The organism is Streptomyces sp. NPDC048383, assembly GCF_040651775.1.
Lineage (GTDB): Bacteria > Actinomycetota > Actinomycetes > Streptomycetales > Streptomycetaceae > Streptomyces.
Genome location: NZ_JBEZKS010000037.1, coordinates 64,952 through 83,206 on the forward strand (window position 1 = coordinate 64,952; position 18,255 = coordinate 83,206).

Below are 18,255 nucleotides of genomic sequence, written 5' to 3' on the forward strand. Positions count from 1 at the left end.
CGACCAGTTGTCGGAGCGCCGCGGCAACTGCATTAACCTCGCCTGCGTGAACACTTCCTCCGGCGACGGCGACGGTAACTGCGACACCGCGGACACCGCGGACACCGCGGACGCCGCGAATGCCGTGCCCGCGGACTTCGTCGTCCACACCGGTAAGGCCGGTCCCGACGCCGCCGGCGACCGCGGCTGGCTGCTCGGGCACTTCAAGCCGTCCGGCGACCCCCGCCACAGTACGGACGTGGAGATCAAGTGGGGCGTCCACCCCAAGGGCGAGGAGCGCGGGCGCTGGGTGACCGGCGAGCGCCGCACCGCCCTCCAGGTGCTGATCAGCGGCCGGTTCCGGCTGGAGTTCCCCGGCCGCACCGTGGTCCTCGCCGAACAGGGGGACTACGTCGTGTGGGGACGGGGCGTCGACCACTCCTGGTACGCGGAGGAGGACAGCGTCGTCCTCACCGTCCGGTGGCCGTCGGTGGCGGGCTACCGCGCCGACGCCCCGTCCGACGGCGCTGTCGACGGCGCTGCCCACGTACCGGTCGGCCCCGTGAACGACTGACCGAGGTCCCGCACTTCCCCGCCGACCTGTGACGATGCACACGAATCGGGCCAACGATCACGAAACGCTGAGATCGTGGCCCCGAGGTGCGGACCATCCCGGCCGTGACGGGGCGACCCCCCGGGCGGCGGCCGTCCGCACGCGTTCAAGCGTTCTTTGCGTCGGGCCGACTCCCGGTGAAGATCCGAACCACCAGGGAGCACGTCCGTTGGCAGCAATCGCACGGTGGTGCATGCGGCACCGCCTGGCCACCGTCCTGATCTGGCTGCTGGCCCTCGGCGGGACCGCCGCGGCCGCCGGCGTCGCCGGGGGCGCGTTCTCCACCGACTACGAGGTCCCCGGCACCGAGTCCGCCAAGGCCCACGCCCTGCTCCGCGAGGGCTTCCGGGGCCAGGGCGGGGACACCGACACCATCGTGTGGCGGACCCCGGAGCACCGCACGGCACGCACCCCGGACGTCGAACAACGCATGACCCGCGCCTTGGAGGACGTCGCCGCCCTCCCCGGCGTCGGATCCGTCGCGAGCCCCTACGGGCCCGGCCCGGGCAGCGCCGCGCAGATCAGCGCCGACGGCCGCACCGCCTACGCCGTCGTCACCTTCGACGAGCCGGCCGACGCCGTGCCCAAGGCGCAGGCCCGAGCCGTGGTCGACGCCGCGCGCAACGACACCACCCGGGCCGACGGCCTCCAGGTCGAACTCGGCGGCCGTGCCATCGGCCTGACGGAGGCGCCCGGAGCCCACCTCGCCGAGGTCATCGGCGTGGTCATCGCCGCCGTCGTCCTCTTCCTCGCCTTCGGCTCCCTCGCCGCGAGCCTGCTGCCCATCGCCACCGCCCTCGTCAGCGTCGGCAGCGCCTACTTCGGCATCACCCTCCTCGGGCACGCCATGCCCGTCGCCGACTTCGCCCCCATGCTGGGCACCCTCGTCGGCCTCGGCGTCGGCATCGACTACGCCCTGTTCATCGTCACCCGGCACCGCAAGGGCCTGACCCGCGGACTCACCGTCGACGAGGCGGGCGAGAACGCGGTGGCCACCACCGGCCGGGCCGTCGTCTTCGCCGGGGCCACCGTCTGCATCGCCCTGCTCGGCATGCTGGTGCTGCGGCTGAACTTCCTCAACGGCGTCGCGATGGCCGCCTCCCTCACCGTCGTGCTGACCGTGGCCGCGTCGGTGACGCTGCTCCCCGCGCTCCTCTCCTTCATCGGCACGCGCGCCCTCTCCGGCCGCGAGCGGCGCCGGCTCGCGGCGGAGGGGCCGCGGCCCGAGCAGCCCAGCGGCTTCGCCGCCCGCTGGTCGGCCTTCGTCGAGCGGCACCCGAAACTGCTCGGGGCCGTCGCCACCGCCGTCATGGTGGCGCTGGCCCTGCCCACCTTCTGGCTCCACCTCGGTACCTCCGACCAGGGCAACAACCCGGCGGGCTCCACCACGCGCAAGGCCTACGACCTGCTCGCCGAGGGCTTCGGGCCCGGCACCAACGGCCCCCTGACCGTCGTCACCCGCCTCGACGGGCCCGGCGACCGGATCGCCGTCGACCGGATCGCCGAGGCGGTACGGGACACGCACGGCGTGGCCTCCGTGGGCCCGGCGGTCCTCAACCGCGCCGGGGACACCGCGGTCCTGACCGTCGTACCGGACTTCGCCCCGCAGGCCCGCGCCACCAGCGAACTCGTCGACACCCTCCGCCAGGACGTCATCCCGCGCGCCTCCCACGGCAGCTCGGCGCCGACCCACGTGGGCGGGGTGACGGCCGGCTACGACGACTTCGCCGAGGTGATCATCGGGAAGCTGCCGCTGTTCGTCGCCGTCGTGATCGCCCTCGGCTGCGTGCTCCTGCTGCTGGCCTTCCGGTCCGTGGGCATCCCGCTGAAGGCGGCCGTCATGAACGTCGCGGCCGTCGCCTCCTCGTTCGGCGTCGTCGTCGTGGTCTTCCAGTGGGGCTGGGGGAGCGAACTGCTGGGCCTGGGCAGCGCCGGCCCCATCGAACCCTTCCTGCCCGTGATCATGGTGTCGGTGCTCTTCGGGCTCTCCATGGACTACCAGGTCTTCCTCGTCAGCCGGATGTACGAGGAATGGCTCGAAACCGGCGACAACAAGCGGGCCGTCCGCGTCGGCCTCGCGGAGACCAGCCGGGTCATCAACTCGGCGGCCGTTATCATGATCGCCGTGTTCCTGGCCTTCGTACTGAGCGGCGACCGGATCATCGCGATGTTCGGCATCGCGCTGGCGGCCGCCGTCGCCCTCGACGCCTTCGTCCTGCGCACCCTGCTCGTACCGGCCCTCATGCACATGCTCGGCGGGGCCAACTGGTGGCTGCCCGGCTGGCTCGACCGCAGGTTGCCCCGCATCAGCATCGAGGCGCCGGAACGCCGCACCCGCGTGAGCCTGCCCGCCCAGCGACCGGACGCCGACCGCGCGGAGCCGCCCGTCCCGTCCCGCTGACCGGTCGAGGGCGGGCCGGGGGACCCCTTCGGACCACCCCGCCGCCGGCCCCGCCCCCGGGACCTGCGGACCCTGCGGGGGGACGCCGTCCCGGCCTCTCAGAAACCTCTCAGAAAGGCCGCCTACGGTGCGCGGCATGGACATCAAGAAGACCCCCGCCCCGACCGCCCCCGAGGCGGCCGCGGACGCCGTCGCGGACCCGGAGGCCGGGACCCCCGCCGCCCCCGCCGACACCACCGCCGCAGCCGGCCCGGCCGTCGGAACCCCCGCCGAGGTGGACGCGTCCGACGACGCCTCCGCGTACCCCGAGGATTCCGCGTACGACGACGAGGACGAGGCCCTCGCCCCGCAGGAGCACGCCGGCGTCGGCGCCGCGGCCTCCGCGATCGTCGCCGCCGGCCTCGGGCTGGTAGCCCTCAGCGGCAGCTGGGTCTCCCGCGTCATCGCCGAACGCCAGACACTGATCGGCCAGATCGAGTCGGCCAACGCGGCCACCGCCAAGGAGAAGATCGCCGCCCTCTACGGCGACGCCTGGCACATGACCGCCCTGGTCAACGGTGTCCTGTCCACCCTCGCCCTGCTCATCGCCGTCTTCGTCCTGGCCCGCCCGGCCTTCGGCGCCCCCGGCCGCGTCCTGCCCGTGTGGATCCGCTCCGTGTCCTGGGCCGCCGTCGCCCTGGGACTCCTCGGCGTCCTGCTCTTCGGCCTCATGTACTTCGACGTGCTCGTTCCCATGCCGACGGCCGCCGAGTAGGCACCCCCTTAGGGCGCTCCACCCGTTCTGGAGCGCCCGGGCCCGCGGCCTAAGGACCCCGACCCCGTACAGATGCGGCATGCGCCCGATGCGGCGGCACCCCCTGGGAAGCGAATCTTGGATCACACCGAACGAGGTGCCCGAGAAACACCACCAGGGAGTACGAGATGTTCGAGTACGAGATGGCCACCGCCCGCCGCGCCGACCTCATCCGTGAGGCCGACCGGTACCGCATGGTCCAGGAGGCGAAGAAGGCCCGCCGCGCCTCTTCCCGCGATCAGGAACCCGAAGGGCCGGTGAGAGCCGTCCGCAGTCTCTTCACCCGCGCCGCGTAACCCGCGCCGCACCCCGGGTGAGCTGATACGTGATGAGAAGCGCAGCGATATCCGGTGCCGTCGGGCCGCAGCTCTGTGCGATGCTCGGCGGCGTGGAGACCAGATCTGTCAGCCCGGTGTTCGTCGGCCGAGCCGACGAACTGGCCGTACTCGTGGACGCCCTGACGCGGGCCGCGGCGCAGGAGCCGCAGGCCCTGCTCATCGGGGGAGAGGCCGGGGTCGGCAAGACCAGGCTGACCGAGGAGTTCCTCGGCGAGGCCACCCGACGCGGCGCGGTCGTCGCCGTCGGGAGCTGTGTGGAGATCGGGGCGGAGGGACTTCCCTTCGCCCCTTTCTCGACGGCCCTGCGCGCCCTGCGCCGCCAACTCCCCGACGAGCTCGCCGTCGCGGCCGCCGGCCAGGAGGACGAACTGGCCCGGATCCTCCCCGAACTCGGCGAGACCCCGCGCGGTCCGCACGACGAGGAGAGCACCGCCCGGCTCTTCGAGCTGACGGCCCGGATGCTGGAGCGCCTCGCCGCCGACCGCACCCTCGTGCTCGTCCTGGAGGACCTGCACTGGGCGGACACCTCCACCCGTCACCTGCTCGCCTACCTCTTCCGCACCCTCGGCAGCGGCCGGCTCGTCGTCGTCGCCACCTACCGGGCCGACGACGTCCACCGCCGCCACCCGCTGCGTCCGCTCCTCGCCGAACTGGACCGGCTCCGCACCGTCCAGCGCATCGAGCTGCCCCGGTTCAACCGCGCCGAGGTGCGCCGCCAGCTCGTCGGCATCCTCGCCTCGCAGCCCGACGAGACCTTCGTCGACTCCGTCTTCGACCGCTCCGACGGCAACGCCTTCTTCGTCGAGGAACTCGTCGCCTCACGGCAGAGCGGCTGCCGCACCGGCCTCACCGAATCCCTGCGCGACCTGCTCCTCGTCCGCGTCGAAGTGCTCCCGGACGCCGCCCAGCGCGTGGTGCGCGTCGTCGCCGAGGGCGGCTCCACCGTCGAGTACCCGCTGCTGCGCGCCGTGGCCCGGCTCGGCGAGGACGAGCTCATCGACGCGCTGCGGGCCGCCGTCGGCGCCAACATCCTGCTCGCCACCTCCGACGGCGACGGCTACCGCTTCCGCCACTCCCTGGTCCGCGAGGCCGTCAGCGACGACCTCCTGCCCGGCGAACGCGCCCGCGTCAACCGGCGCTACGCCGAAGCCATGGAAGCCGACGGGACGCTGGTGCGCGCCGAGGAACGCGTCATCCGGCTCGCCCACTACTGGTACGCCGCCAACGAGCCCGCCAAATCGCTGCCCGCCGTCCTCGCCGCCTCGGTGGTCGCCCGGCGCCGGCACGCCTACTCCGAGCAACTGAGCCTGCTGGAGCGGGCCATGGACCTGTGGGACAGCACCCCGCAGGAGATCCGCGAGGCCCTGCGCCCGGCCGACTACACCGACGTCTACCCGCCCTGTGGCTGCGACCCGGAGACCACCCCGCTGCGACGCCTCGACCTGCTGGCCGAGGCCACCGTCGCCGCCCGCTTCGGCGGCGAACGCGAACGCGCCCTGAAGATAACCAAGTTGGCCCTGCGAACCCTCGCCGAGGACGGCGACGATCCGCTGCGCGCCGCCTGGTTCTGGGCCGAACGCTCCCGGCTCGTCGCCGGACTCGGCCGCAGCGACGGCTGGGAGGAGATCGCCCGGGCCCAGGAACTGGTCAAGGGGCTGCCCCCGTCCCAGGTGCACGCCGACGTCCTCGTCCTCGCCGCCGGCTGGGGCATGCTGCACAAGCCCGGACCCGGCAACCTCGCCGCCGCCGAACGCGCCGTCGAGTACGCGCGCATGGTCGGCGCCGAGGACACCGAACTCAACGCCCGCATCACCCTCGGCAGCCTCCTCACCGATTCCGGTGACGGCAGCGCCGGACTCGCCGAGATGCACGCGGTCAAGGACCGGGCCGCCGAACTCGGCCTCACCCCGATCGTGGGACGCGCCCACATCAACCTGACCTCCCAACTGGAAAGCCTGGGCCGCTCCCGCGAGGCCGTGGAACTGGCCGAACGGGGCGCCCAACTGGTGCGCAAGTCCCGGCTCATGGACACCGAGGCCTGGGTCTGCGGGAACATGGCGGAGAGCCTGTACAGCCTGGGCCGCTGGGACGAGGCCGCCGACGCCGCCCGGCGCACCCTGAGCGTCGGCCAGAGCGCGGCCCCCCGCGGATCCGCCGCGGCCCGCCTCGCCTACCTGGCGCTGGCCCGCGGCGAACTCGCCGAGGCCGCTCAGCAACTGGCCGCGGCACACGCGCACTTCGGCACCCACGACACCCAGCCCCAGCACCGGGTCCCGCTCTACCGGCTCGCCGTCGGCGTCGCCGCCGGCGAGGGCCGGATCGCCGACGTCCGTACCGAGATCGAGCAGGCCGTCAGCATCGGCTTCCGGCTCGGCCAGCACCGCTACGCCTGGCCCCTGCTCCTCGCCGGCGCCACCGCCGAAGCCGACTCGCGCGGCCTGCCCGCCGCCGAACCCGGCCGCAGCGCCGCCCTCGGCCTGCTGCGCACCGCCGCCCGCACCCTGGCCGCCCCGGCCCCGGTGTGGAGCGCCCACGCCGAGTACGTGCGCGCCGAGCTGCTGCGCGCCGAGGCCGCCGACACCGTCGCCGACTGGACGGCCGTCGAAGCCGCCGTCCGCGCCCTGGAGCGGCCCTACCTGCTGGCCCGCGCCCGCCACCGGCTCGCCGAGGCGCTGCTGGCCGCGGGCGGCGACCGGACCGCGGCCGTGGCCCTGCTGCGCGACGCCCACGCCACCGCCGACCGGCTCGGCTCCCGCCGACTGCGCGAGGACCTGGCCCTACTGGCCCAGCGCGCCCGGATCCCGCTGGACGCCGAGGCCGACGCCGACCCGCACCCGCCCGTCGCGGACACCGACCCGGCCGAGGCCCTCGGCCTGACCGGTCGCGAACGGGAGGTGCTGCGCCTGGTCGCGGGCGGCAGCACCAACCGCCGGATCGCCGAGGAGCTCTTCATCTCCCCGAAGACCGCCAGCGTGCACGTGTCGAACATCCTGGCGAAGCTGGGCGTCGCCGGCCGCGGCGAGGCAGCCGCCCTCGCCCACCGCCTGCGCCTCTTCACCCCCCTCCCGCCACCGCCCCCACCTACCCCGAACACTCCGGCGGCTCCGGGCAGGACACCTGCCGGCCGCCGCTAGCGCTGTGACCGGAGCGTTTGGACAGTGGCGCCGGGCGCCCGAAGGGCGCGGCGAAGACGGACCGGTTCGGCGCCCCGGAGGGACCTGTACGAGGCGGTGTCCAGCCCCCACGGCGTCCGCCTCGTGGTCGCCGATGTCCAGAGCGAGGGGGGCGGCACCGTCCGCTGCGCGGCCGTGGTGCTGACCGCGTGCCGGGAAGCCGGGCCCGAGCTCGACGACCCGGCGGGGGTCGGCCGCGTGTCGATGCCGCCCTGGACCGCAACCGGCGGTCAGGGGCCGACCCCCGGGACCGCGTCGTCATCGTGTTCCTCGGACGGGCGTATGAGCACTCTGCCCGAATCCAGGTCTATCGGCCCCCGCCCCGGGTCGCCGTCGTTCACGTCCGTCCGGGACAGCTCCAGGCGCTTGCGCTCCTCGTCCGTGTGCTTGCTGCCGGGATTGAACAGTTGGTCGATCATGTTGAACACCGTGCACCGTGCCTTCCACCCCGCCGGGGCCTCGTTCGCTCACTGCACCTTCAGCGTCAGGATCCTGTCGTCGTCCGCCTCCGGCGATCCCCGTCCGTCCGTCTCGCTCGTCACCAGCAGCAGGCCGTCCCCACCGAGCGGGACCACCGTGCGCAGCCGCCCGTACTTGCCCTCCAGGAAGGCCTCCGGCTCCGCGACCGGTACGGCCCCGTCCAGCGGGATCCGCCACAGCCGCTGACCCTTCAACCCGGCCATCCAGATCGAGCCCTGCGCCCAGGCGATCCCGCTCGGCGAGGCCTCGTTCGTTCTCCACACCGCCACCGGATCCCGGAAGCCGGGCTTCGACGCCTTCCCTTCCGCCTCCGGCCAGCCGTAGTTGCCGCCCGGCTCGATCAGATTCAGCTCGTCCCAGGTGTTCTGCCCGAACTCGGCGGCCCAAAGCCGTTTGTCCTTGTCCCAGGCCAGACCCTGCACGTTGCGGTGTCCGTACGAGTAGACGACCGAGTCCGCCTCGGGATTGCCGTGCACCGGCTCACCGTCCGGCGTCATCCGCAGGACCTTCCCGGCGAGCGACTTCTTGTCCTGGGCCAGCCCCGTCTCACCGGTCTCGCCCGTCCCCGCCCAGAGCATCTTGTCCGGCCCGAACGCGATCCGGCCCCCGTTGTGGATGACCCCCTTGGGGATGCCCCGGAACACCGTGTCGGGCGCGCCCAGTTGCTGTCCGGGGGCTCTCTGTTCCTCGTACCGCATCCGGGCGATCCGGTTGTCGGACTCGGTGGTGAAGTACGCGTACACCAGCCGGTCCGTCGCGAACGTCGGCGACACCGCCAGGCCCAGGAGGCCCCCCTCGCCGCCCGGAGCCACCCCGGGGACCTCGCCGATCGGCGTCACCGCCCCCGTATCGGCGCGGATCCGGCTGATCGTGCCCTTGTCCCGGGAGGCGACCAGCAGGTCCCCGCCGGGCAGCGCCGCCACGCCCCACGGCGACTCCAGACCCTTGGCGAGCTCGCCCGTCACCGCCACCGAACCCTTCGCCGGCGCCGCGGGGGCCTTCGCCGGGGCCGAGGCGCCCGGGGACGCCGACCCGGCCGGGGGTGAGCCCGGGGGAGAGCCGCCCGGGCCCGCCTGGGCCCCGCCCGAACCGGAGCAGCCGGCCGCCAGCAGGGCCCCGCACCCGGCCAGCGCGAGCGCCGTCAGCCCACCGCGCCGGCCCGCGCCGGCGGACCCGTACGCCCCCGGCCGCGGCTCCCGCGGACCGCCCCGGTCCCCGACCCCGCCGACCGTGCGCGCCCCGCCGACGCCGCCGATCCGTCCGTCGTCCCACATGGCCCCGCTCCCCTCCGTCGCCTGCCTGCCTTCCCTCTGTTCCAACAGCCCGGGCAGCTCACGAAGTTCCACCGCTCGTACGCCCGATCGAGTGCACTTGCCCGGGACCGCTCAGTCCCAGGCTCCCACCGCCGAGGGCAGCGCCGCTATCTCGGACAGCTCGGCGGCCGTCAGCCGCACCTCCGCCGCCCCGGCGTTCTCCGCCGCCCACCGGGCCCGCTCGGCCCCCGGCACCGGTATCACGTGCGGCCCCTGCGCCAGCACCCAGGCCAGCGCCACCTGCGCCGCCGTGACCTGCGGGCCGTGCCGCAGCGCCACCCGGCGCAGCCCCGCCGGCAGCACCTGGTTCGAGGCCATCGCGTGCGCCGTGAACCTCGGGTGCCGGGCCCGCACGTCCGCGTCCTCGAACCCCTGCCCCGGCGTCAACGTCCCGGTCAGGAACCCGCTGCCCAACGGCATCGCCGCCAGCACCCCGACCCCCCGCGCCGCGCACCACGGCAACAGCTGCCACGCCGCCTCCGGGGACCACACCGACAGCTCGGCCTGCACCGCCGTCACCGGGAACACCTGCTGGACCCGCTCCAGCCGCCGCAGGGTCGTCGCGTACGCCCGGTCACCGCGCCGCCCCGCGCCCGGCCCGGCCCCCGCGCCCAGCGCGCAGTACCCCAGCGCCCGCACCTTCCCGGCGCCCACCAGCTCCGCCATCGCGCCCCAGGTCTCCTCCACCGGAACGTCAGGGTCCACCCGGTGCAGTTGGTACAGGTCGATGACGTCGGTCCGCAGCCGCCGCAGCGAGGCGTCGCAGGCCCGCCGCACGTAGCCCGGCCGCCCGTCCGCCACCACGTGCTGCTCGCCGGCCCGCAGCCCGACCTTCGCCGCCACGAAGGCGTCCGCCCGCCGCTCCCGCAGGACCCGCCCGACCACCAGTTCGTTGGTGAACGGCCCGTACAGATCGGCCGTGTCCAGCAGGTTCGCCCCCAGATCCAGCGCCGTGTGCACGGTCCGCAGCGACTCCTCGCCCCGGCGGAGCGACGGCGCGTAGGCCCAGCTCATCGGCATGCAGCCGAGCCCGATGGCGCCCACCGTCAGCGGTCCCGACCCGATCGACCTGCGCTCCACTCCCGCGTCCCCCTCCCGGTCCGGCCCTCAAACTAACGGCTCGATCCGGATCCCTTGGCATAGCCTCGTGATCATGACTGCACCGACCGCCGACGTCTGGCTCCCCTTCCCCGCCGGGGAGATCGACGGCCTGCCCGATTCGTTCCGCTACCGCCGCTGGGACGGCGAGGACGAGTTCCCCGCGGACCCCGCCGCCTGCGTCTTCTACGTCACGCCCTACATGAAGTCCCCGGAGGTGACCCTGCGGCCGCTGGCGGCGATGCCCGACCTGAAGGTCGTCCAGACCCTCACCGCCGGCATCGACCACGTGCTCGGCGGGCTCGCCGACCTCGGCCCCGGCGTACGTCTGTGCAACGCCCGCGGCGTCCACGAGGCAAGCACCGCCGAACTCGCCCTGACCCTGACCCTCGCCTCCCTGCGCGGCATCCCCCGCATGGTCCGCGGCCAGGACCGCGAGGAGTGGCGCGACGGCTTCTACGAGTCCCTCGCCGACAAGTCGGTCCTGATCATCGGCTACGGATCGATCGGCGCGGCCGTCGAGGACCGCCTGGCCGTCTTCGAGTGCGGGCGGATCACCCGCGTCGCCCGCTCGGCGCGCACCGCCGCGCACGGCCCGGTGCACGCGCTCACCGATCTCCCCGGGCTCCTCCCGGACGCCGACGTGGTGATCCTCTGCACGCCGCTGACCGAGGAGACCAAGGGCCTGGCCGGAGCCGACTTCCTGGCCCGCATGAAGGACGGCGCCCTGCTCGTCAACGTCTCCCGCGGCCCCGTGGTCGACACCAACTCCCTGCTGGCGGAGGTCGGATCGGGCAGGCTGCGGGCCGCGCTCGACGTCACCGACCCCGAACCGCTGCCCGCCGGCCACCCGCTCTGGCACGCGCCGAACGTCCTGATCACCCCTCATGTGGGCGGCAGCAGCTCGGCGTTCGAGCCCCGCGCGAAGCGACTGGTGGCCCGCCAGCTCGTCCGCTTCGCGGCCGGGGAGCCGGTGGAGAACACCGTGCTCGTCACCGACTGAGGCGCCCGGCGCGCACGCTCCGCGACCGCCCCCGCGCAGGCAGTGGCCACAACTCCCCGGATGGTGACGGAGAGTAGAGATGCTATGTCGCTGAGTGACGAAAGTGGTGTATCGTCCGGAAGAAGGGGCTGCGCCGCGTACGTCTGGCGCTGGGGAGTGATCGGACCATTTGGGGGGCGACGGGCGATGCACGGCCAATGGACGAAGGATCCGACGCGGCACAGCCGCCGGAGGCGACGATGGGGCGCGCCGAAACAAGCCGGCGAGGTGGACCGGTGAGCACCCCGGGGGCGGCGCTCCTGACCCGGCCCCCCGCCGCGGCCGACGGGGGCAGAGGACTGGCGGCGCAGCTCCTCCTCGCGGTGGTCAGCGGCGGGTACGCCGTCGGAGCCGCCCTGGGATGGGGGTCCAAGGACGTCGCCAAGATCATGGGCGACTTCGGGCTCAGTACGGCCGGCTTACTCGCCGCCGTCTCGTGCTACCACTACGCGCGGACGATCGACCGCCGCGAACGCCCCGCCTGGATGATGTTCGCCTTCTCCTCGCTCATGGGCGCCCTCGGCAACGCGATCTGGGGCTGGTACGAGGTCATCCTCGGCCAGGAGGTGCCCGAACCCTCCCTCGCGGACTTCGCCTTCCTCTGCTTCGCCCCGCCCGCCATCGTGGGCCTGCTCGTCCTCGCCAAACGCCCGGTCACCCGCGCCGGTTGGGTCTGCCTCGGACTGGACTCCTGGCTCATCGGCGGTTCGCTCCTGACCCTGTCCTGGAGCCTGGCACTGGCCAACGCCGCCCGCACCGCCCAGTCGGGAGCCCCCGGCAGCGTTCCGCGCGCCGCGCTCTCGCTCGCCTACCCGCTCCTGGACATCGCCCTCGTTTCGATGGTCCTGGTACTGCACTTCCGTCGCTCGGCGAACAACCGCTCCGCGGTCAACACGGCCATCGCGGCCCTCGCCCTGACCGTCCTCAGCGACGCCCTGTTCACCTCGCCGCTACTGAACACGACCTACCGCTCCGGCGAGATCCTCGACGCCGGCTGGTTCGCCGGCTCCCTCCTGCTCGCCTACGCGCCCTGGGGCGCCCGGCGGGCCGACTCCGCCCGGCGCGCCGATCCCACCGGCCGGGCGGCGCCCCCCGGCGTCGAGCGGCCGCACAGCCGGCCCATCACGGGCTCGCTGCCCGCCCTCACCCCGTACCTCGCCGCGGCGGTGTGCACCCTCGGGATCCTCTACAACGTCGTGGACGGGCGGAAGGTCGACCGCATGGTCGTCTTCACCGGCTGCACCGTCGTCCTGGCCCTCGTCATCCGCCAGGGCATCATGCTCCTCGACAACATCGCGCTGACCCAGGAACTGGCCCAGAAGGAGAACCACTTCCGCTCCCTGGTCCAGGGCTCCAGCGACGTCATCATGATCGCCGCACCCACCGGAACCCTGCGCTACGTCAGCCCCGCCGCCGCCGGCGTCTACGGCCGCGAGGCGGAGGAACTGATCGGCAGCGAACTCGCCGCCCTCATCCACCCCGACGACCTCGGACAGGTCGTCCACGAGGTGCGCCGCTTCCTCGCCGCCCAGCCGACGGAGGAGCCCACCACCCGCATCGAGTGCCGGTTCAGGTCGGGCAGCGGCGATTGGCTCAACGTGGAGTCCACCGTGAACCGGCACCAGGGCGGGCTCATCCTCAACAGCCGGGACGTCACCGAGCGGGTCCGCCTCCAGGCCCAGCTCCAGCACAGCGCCGAGCACGACCCGCTGACCGACCTGCCCAACCGCGCCCTGTTCACCCGCCGGGTCCGCCAGGCCCTCACCGGCCGCCGGTCGGGTGACCACAGCACCGCCGTGCTCTTCATCGACCTCGACGGCTTCAAGGCCGTCAACGACACCATCGGCCACCAGGCCGGCGACGAACTGCTCGTCGAGGCCGCGCACCGGCTCCGGGCCGCGGTCCGCGCCGGGGACACCGCCGCCCGACTCGGCGGCGACGAGTTCGCCGCCCTGATCCTCGGCGACGGCAGCCGCGACCGCGGCGCCCGCGAGTACCAGGTCCACGAGATCGCCGACCGGCTGCGCACCACCCTCGCCCAGCCCTACCGGATCGCCGGGAGCGAGGTCCGCGTGGCCGCCAGCATCGGCGTCGCCTTCGCGGACCCCGGCATCACCCCCTCGGACCTGATGCGCAACGCGGACCTCGCGATGTACCGGGCCAAGGCCGGCGGCAAGGACCGCGTCGAGCTGTACGCCCCGCAGATGCAGGCCGAGGTGGTCCGCAAGGCGGAGCTCGCCGGCCGGCTGCGCACCGCCCTCCACGAGGGGGAATTCACCCTCCTGCACCAACCCGTGGTCTCGCTGGCCACCGGGGAGGTCACGGCGGTGGCCGCGCAGGCCCGCTGGCGCTCCGCCCAGGGGATCCTCTTCACCCCGGCCGAGTTCCTCAGGGTGGCCGAACAGAGCGAAGCCGCCGGCCCCGGGCAGGAGGCCGCGCGCAGCGCCGAACTGGGCCGCTGGCTGCTGGAGGAGGCCGTGGAGCAGGCCGCCGAGCGCCACCGCGCCGGGCGCGCCGTACCAGTGGCCGTCCGGATGACCGCCCAGCGGCTGTTGGACCGCTCCATGCCGCGCGGCTCCGTGGAGGCGCTGCTGACGCGCCACGGGCTGCCCTCCGGCGCGCTCGTCCTCGAACTGGCCGCATCCGACCCCAGAGTCCCCTTCGATGAGCTGGAGCGCCGTCTGACGGCCCTGCACCGGTTGGGCGTACGCATCGCCCTCGACGGCTTCGGCAGCGGCTACGCGGCCATCAGCGCCCTGCGGCGGCTTCCCGTGGACCTGCTGAAACTGGACCGCGGCCTGGTGGAGGGCGTGGTCGAGTCGGCCCGACTCCACAAGATCACCGCCGGATTGTTGCGGATCGCAAACGACCTGGGGATGCAGTCCGTGGCCGACGGCGTGGACCTGCCCGAACAGGTGATGGCGCTGCGCGCGATGGGGTGCACCCACGGCCAGGGAACGGCCTTCTCCGGACCACTCGACGAATACAGGCTGCGGCGCGCGCTTGTGCGCGGTACGTTCCCAGTACCGGGCGGTACGGCCCAGCCGGCCTTGGCCGGAGGCTCGTCCGGCGGTTCGATGATCACCCGTAGGGGCTCACATAATGAGACGCCCGTCCCACCCGCTTGACATCCCCCTCCCGCCGGAGGGAGGGTCAATGCCATGCGCACCCGAATTCTCGTACTTGGAAAGCGCGTCGGCTGAAGCCGGGACCTGCATGTCCCCGCTCAACACCCCCGACGCGCTCCCCTCGCTTGCCACCCGGCACGAGGGGTTTTTTGTTGCACTGGCACACGCCCCCGGTTCTTACCCGGGGGATCCCCGCTCCTCGTAAAACCCTCAGCTTCGAGAAGAGAATGCCGATGACCGAGCAGGCCACCGGGGCCCACCATCCGCAGCCGCGGCCCCGTACGGGTGGACACCAGCCCACCGCAGTTGAGCACGTCACGGGTGCGCAGTCCCTCATCCGCTCTCTCGAAGAGGTGGGGTGCGACACCGTCTTCGGGATTCCGGGGGGCTGCATCCTCCCCGCGTACGACCCGATGATGGACAGCAAGAAGGTCCGTCACATCCTCGTCCGCCACGAGCAGGGGGCCGGCCACGCCGCCACCGGCTACGCGCAGGCCACCGGCAAGGTCGGCGTCTGCATGGCGACCTCCGGCCCCGGCGCCACCAACCTGGTCACCCCGATCGCCGACGCGCACATGGACTCGGTCCCGCTCGTCGCCATCACCGGCCAGGTCTCCTCCAAGGCGATCGGCACGGACGCCTTCCAGGAAGCGGACATCGTCGGCATCACGATGCCGATCACCAAGCACAACTTCCTGGTGACCAAGGCCGGGGACATCGCGAAGACCATCGCCGAGGCCTTCCACATCGCCGCCAGCGGCCGACCGGGCCCGGTCCTGGTCGACATCGCCAAGGACGCCCTCCAGGCCAAGACCACCTTCTCCTGGCCGCCCACGCAGGACCTGCCCGGCTACCGGCCGGTCACCAAGCCGCACGCCAAGCAGATCCGCGAGGCCGCCAAGCTCATCTGTCAGGCCAAGCGCCCGGTCCTGTACGTCGGCGGCGGCGTCATGAAGTCCGGCGCCACGGCCGAGCTGAAGGTCCTCGCCGAGCTGACCGGCGTCCCGGTCGCGACCACCCTGATGGCCCTGGGCTCCTTCCCCGACAGCCACCCCCTGCACGTCGGCATGCCCGGCATGCACGGCAGCGTCACCGGCGTCACCGCGCTGCAGAAGTCGGACCTGCTGATCGCGCTCGGCACCCGCTTCGACGACCGCGTCACCGGCAAGCTGGACAGCTTCGCCCCCTTCGCCAAGGTCATCCACGCGGACATCGACCCGGCCGAGATCGGCAAGAACCGCGAGGTCGACGTCCCGATCGTGGGCGACGCCCGCGAGGTCATCGCCGACCTGATCCAGGCGGTCCAGGCCGAGCACACCGACGGCAACGCGGGTGACTACAGCGCCTGGTGGAAGGACCTCAGCCGCTGGCGCGAGACCTACCCGCTCGGCTACGACCAGCCCGAGGACGGCTCGCTCTCCCCGCAGCACGTCATCGAGCGGATCGGCGAGCTCGCCCCGCAGGGCACGATCTTCACGGCGGGCGTCGGCCAGCACCAGATGTGGGCCTCGCACTTCGTGAAGTACGAGGAGCCCCGCACCTGGCTGAACTCCGGCGGCGCCGGAACGATGGGCTACGCGGTCCCGGCCGCGATGGGCGCCAAGGTCGGCATGCCGGACCGCGCGGTCTGGGCGATCGACGGTGACGGCTGCTTCCAGATGACCAATCAGGAACTGGCCACCTGCGCGCTGAACAACATCCCGATCAAGGTCGCCATCATCAACAACGGCGCCCTGGGCATGGTCCGCCAGTGGCAGACGCTGTTCTACAACCAGCGCTACTCCAACACGGTGCTCCACGGCGACGCGACCGGCGCCGACGTGGGCTCCCAGCTCGGCGAGTCCAGCGCCCCCCGTCAGGGCACCCGCGTCCCGGACTTCGTCAAGCTGTCCGAGGCCATGGGCTGCGTCGCGCTGCGCTGCGAGGACCCGGCCGACCTGGACAAGGTCATCGCCGAGGCCAACGCGATCAACGACCGTCCCGTCGTGGTCGACTTCATCGTCCACGAGGACGCCATGGTGTGGCCGATGGTCGCCGCCGGCACCTCCAACGACGAGGTCATGGCAGCCCGGGGCGTCCGCCCCGACTTCGGCGACAACGAAGACGACTGAGCCGAGAGAGCCGAAGAGAGAGAACGACCCACATGTCCAAGCACACGCTCTCCGTCCTGGTCGAGAACACGCCCGGCATCCTCGCCCGGATCGCCGCCCTGTTCTCCCGCCGCGGGTTCAACATCGACTCCCTCGCGGTCGGCGTCACCGAGCACCCCGACATCTCGCGCATCACCATCGTCGTGAACGTCGAGGACCTCCCGCTGGAGCAGGTGACCAAGCAGCTGAACAAGCTGGTCAACGTGCTCAAGATCGTCGAGCTGGAGGCGCACAACGCCATCGAGCGCGAACTCGTTCTGGTGAAGGTCCGCGCCGACAACGAGACCCGCTCGCAGATCGTCGAGATCGTCCAGCTGTTCCGCGCCAAGACCGTCGACGTCTCCCCGGACGCCGTCACCATCGAGGCCACGGGCGGTACCGACAAGCTCGGCGCGATGCTCAAGATGCTGGAGCCCTTCGGCATCAAGGAACTGGTCCAGTCCGGCACGATCGCCATAGGGCGTGGCGGCCGGTCCATCACGGACCGCAGCCTGCGCTCGCTCGACCGCAGCGCCTGACGGGCCGGACACGCTCCCGGCTCGCATCGCGAGACCAAGAACCTCAGATTCCGTTCCCCGCCGTACGGTGGGTGCAACATCAGCGCACCAAGGAGATATCCCAGTGGCCGAGCTGTTCTACGAGAACGACGCCGACCTGTCCATCATCCAGGGCCGCAAGGTCGCTGTCATCGGATACGGCAGCCAGGGCCACGCCCACGCGCTGTCGCTCCGTGACTCCGGCGTCGACGTCGTCGTCGGCCTCAAGGAGGGCTCGAAGTCCAAGGCCAAGGCCGAGGAGCAGGGCCTGAAGGTCGTCCCCGTGGCCGAGGCGGCCGCGTGGGCGAACGTCATCATGATCCTGACCCCGGACCCGCTCCAGGCCGAGATCTACGAGGAGTCCATCAAGGAGCACCTCGAAGAGGGCGACGCGCTCTTCTTCGGTCACGGCTTCAACGTGCGCTACGGCTTCATCAAGCCCCCGGCCAACGTCGACGTCGCCCTGGTCGCCCCGAAGGGCCCGGGCCACCTCGTCCGCCGCCAGTACGAGGAAGGCCGCGGCGTGCCCTGCATCGCCGCCGTCGAGCAGGACTTCACCGGTTCCGCCTTCGCCCTCGCGCTGTCGTACGCGGCCGGCATCGGCGGCACCCGCGCCGGCGTCATCAAGACCACCTTCACCGAGGAGACCGAGACCGACCTGTTCGGTGAGCAGGCCGTTCTCTGCGGTGGCGCCTCCGCGCTGGTCAAGGCCGGTTTCGAGACCCTGACCGAGGCCGGCTACCAGCCGGAGATCGCGTACTTCGAGTGCCTGCACGAGCTGAAGCTCATCGTGGACCTCATGTACGAGGGCGGCCTGGAGAAGATGCGCTGGTCGGTCTCCGAGACCGCCGAGTGGGGCGACTACATCACCGGCCCGCGCGTCATCACCGACGCCACCAAGGCCGAGATGAAGAAGGTCCTCGCGGAGATCCAGAGCGGCGAGTTCGCCAACACCTGGATGGCCGAGTACAAGGCGGGCCTGCCCAAGTACAACGAGTACAAGAAGGCCGACGAGGCCCACCTGCTGGAGACCACCGGCAAGAAGCTGCGCAAGCTGATGAGCTGGGTCGACAACGACGAGAGCTGATCCCCTGCGCGGCGGGGGGGGGGGGGGCGGGCCCGCCCCCCCCCCCCCCCCCCCCCGCCCCCGCGCCCCCCCCCCCGCCCGGGCCGGGTGCGGCCCCCCCCCCCCCCCGCGCGGGGGGTGGCGA

13 protein-coding genes are annotated in these 18,255 nt (G+C 72.7%); 10 read left to right on the forward strand and 3 right to left on the reverse strand.

Translation table 11 applies throughout. The features are described 5' to 3' along the window. The first annotated feature begins 124 nt into the window (after positions 1–124). The 5 genes from AB0D46_RS24115 to AB0D46_RS24135 all read left to right on the forward strand — a co-directional run bounded on the left by AB0D46_RS24115 (position 125) and on the right by AB0D46_RS24135 (position 7,258). Positions 125–553, forward strand: coding sequence for a signal peptidase I (locus AB0D46_RS24115; RefSeq protein WP_362880326.1), 429 nt, complete (start codon positions 125–127; stop codon positions 551–553). A gap of 208 nt (positions 554–761) precedes the next feature. After that, the gene (locus AB0D46_RS24120; RefSeq protein ID WP_362880302.1) at positions 762–2,993 is read left to right on the forward strand and encodes an MMPL family transporter; all 2,232 of its coding nucleotides are present in this window, start codon (positions 762–764) and stop codon (positions 2,991–2,993) included. Between the two features lie 136 nt (positions 2,994–3,129). Beyond that, on the forward strand, positions 3,130–3,747 hold the full coding sequence (locus AB0D46_RS24125) for a hypothetical protein (protein ID WP_362880304.1): 618 nt from the start codon (positions 3,130–3,132) through the stop codon (positions 3,745–3,747). Positions 3,748–3,914: 167 nt separating this feature from the next. Next, positions 3,915–4,082, forward strand: a complete 168-nt coding sequence (locus AB0D46_RS24130; RefSeq protein ID WP_362880305.1) for a hypothetical protein — start codon at positions 3,915–3,917, stop codon at positions 4,080–4,082. Between the two features lie 80 nt (positions 4,083–4,162). Then, complete coding sequence (locus AB0D46_RS24135) at positions 4,163–7,258, forward strand: AAA family ATPase (protein ID WP_362880327.1); 3,096 nt, start codon at positions 4,163–4,165, stop codon at positions 7,256–7,258. A 269-nt stretch (positions 7,259–7,527) separates the two neighbouring features. On the opposite strand, the gene AB0D46_RS24140 is transcribed toward AB0D46_RS24135, so the two are convergent. The 3 genes from AB0D46_RS24140 to AB0D46_RS24150 form a co-directional block, all read right to left on the reverse strand. Beyond that, positions 7,528–7,725: a DUF6191 domain-containing protein gene (locus tag AB0D46_RS24140; RefSeq protein ID WP_362880306.1), complete on the reverse strand. Its 198-nt coding sequence runs from the start codon at positions 7,723–7,725 to the stop codon at positions 7,528–7,530. Between the two features lie 39 nt (positions 7,726–7,764). Next, positions 7,765–9,051 carry a PQQ-dependent sugar dehydrogenase gene (locus AB0D46_RS24145; RefSeq protein ID WP_362880308.1) on the reverse strand — a complete coding sequence of 429 codons (1,287 nt, stop codon included), beginning with the start codon at positions 9,049–9,051 and terminating at the stop codon, positions 7,765–7,767. Between the two features lie 111 nt (positions 9,052–9,162). Further along, positions 9,163–10,170 carry an aldo/keto reductase gene (locus tag AB0D46_RS24150; protein WP_362880310.1) on the reverse strand — a complete coding sequence of 336 codons (1,008 nt, stop codon included), beginning with the start codon at positions 10,168–10,170 and terminating at the stop codon, positions 9,163–9,165. A 73-nt stretch (positions 10,171–10,243) separates the two neighbouring features. Between AB0D46_RS24150 and AB0D46_RS24155 the strand changes: the two genes are divergently transcribed. From AB0D46_RS24155 to ilvC, 5 genes are all read left to right on the forward strand, one after another. After that, positions 10,244–11,191 carry a 2-hydroxyacid dehydrogenase gene (locus tag AB0D46_RS24155; RefSeq protein ID WP_362880312.1) on the forward strand — a complete coding sequence of 316 codons (948 nt, stop codon included), beginning with the start codon at positions 10,244–10,246 and terminating at the stop codon, positions 11,189–11,191. Between the two features lie 239 nt (positions 11,192–11,430). Beyond that, positions 11,431–14,358, forward strand: coding sequence for an EAL domain-containing protein (locus tag AB0D46_RS24160; protein WP_362880329.1), 2,928 nt, complete (start codon positions 11,431–11,433; stop codon positions 14,356–14,358). A 227-nt stretch (positions 14,359–14,585) separates the two neighbouring features. Continuing rightward, a complete protein-coding gene (locus AB0D46_RS24165; protein WP_362880313.1) occupies positions 14,586–16,469 on the forward strand; it encodes an acetolactate synthase large subunit in 1,884 nt (627 codons plus the stop codon). Between the two features lie 32 nt (positions 16,470–16,501). Beyond that, the gene (gene ilvN, locus AB0D46_RS24170) at positions 16,502–17,026 is read left to right on the forward strand and encodes an acetolactate synthase small subunit (protein WP_362880315.1); all 525 of its coding nucleotides are present in this window, start codon (positions 16,502–16,504) and stop codon (positions 17,024–17,026) included. A gap of 103 nt (positions 17,027–17,129) precedes the next feature. Continuing rightward, entirely contained in the window at positions 17,130–18,131 is a 1,002-nt protein-coding gene (gene ilvC / locus AB0D46_RS24175; protein WP_281206934.1) for a ketol-acid reductoisomerase, read from the forward strand. Positions 18,132–18,255: the final 124 nt, after the last annotated feature.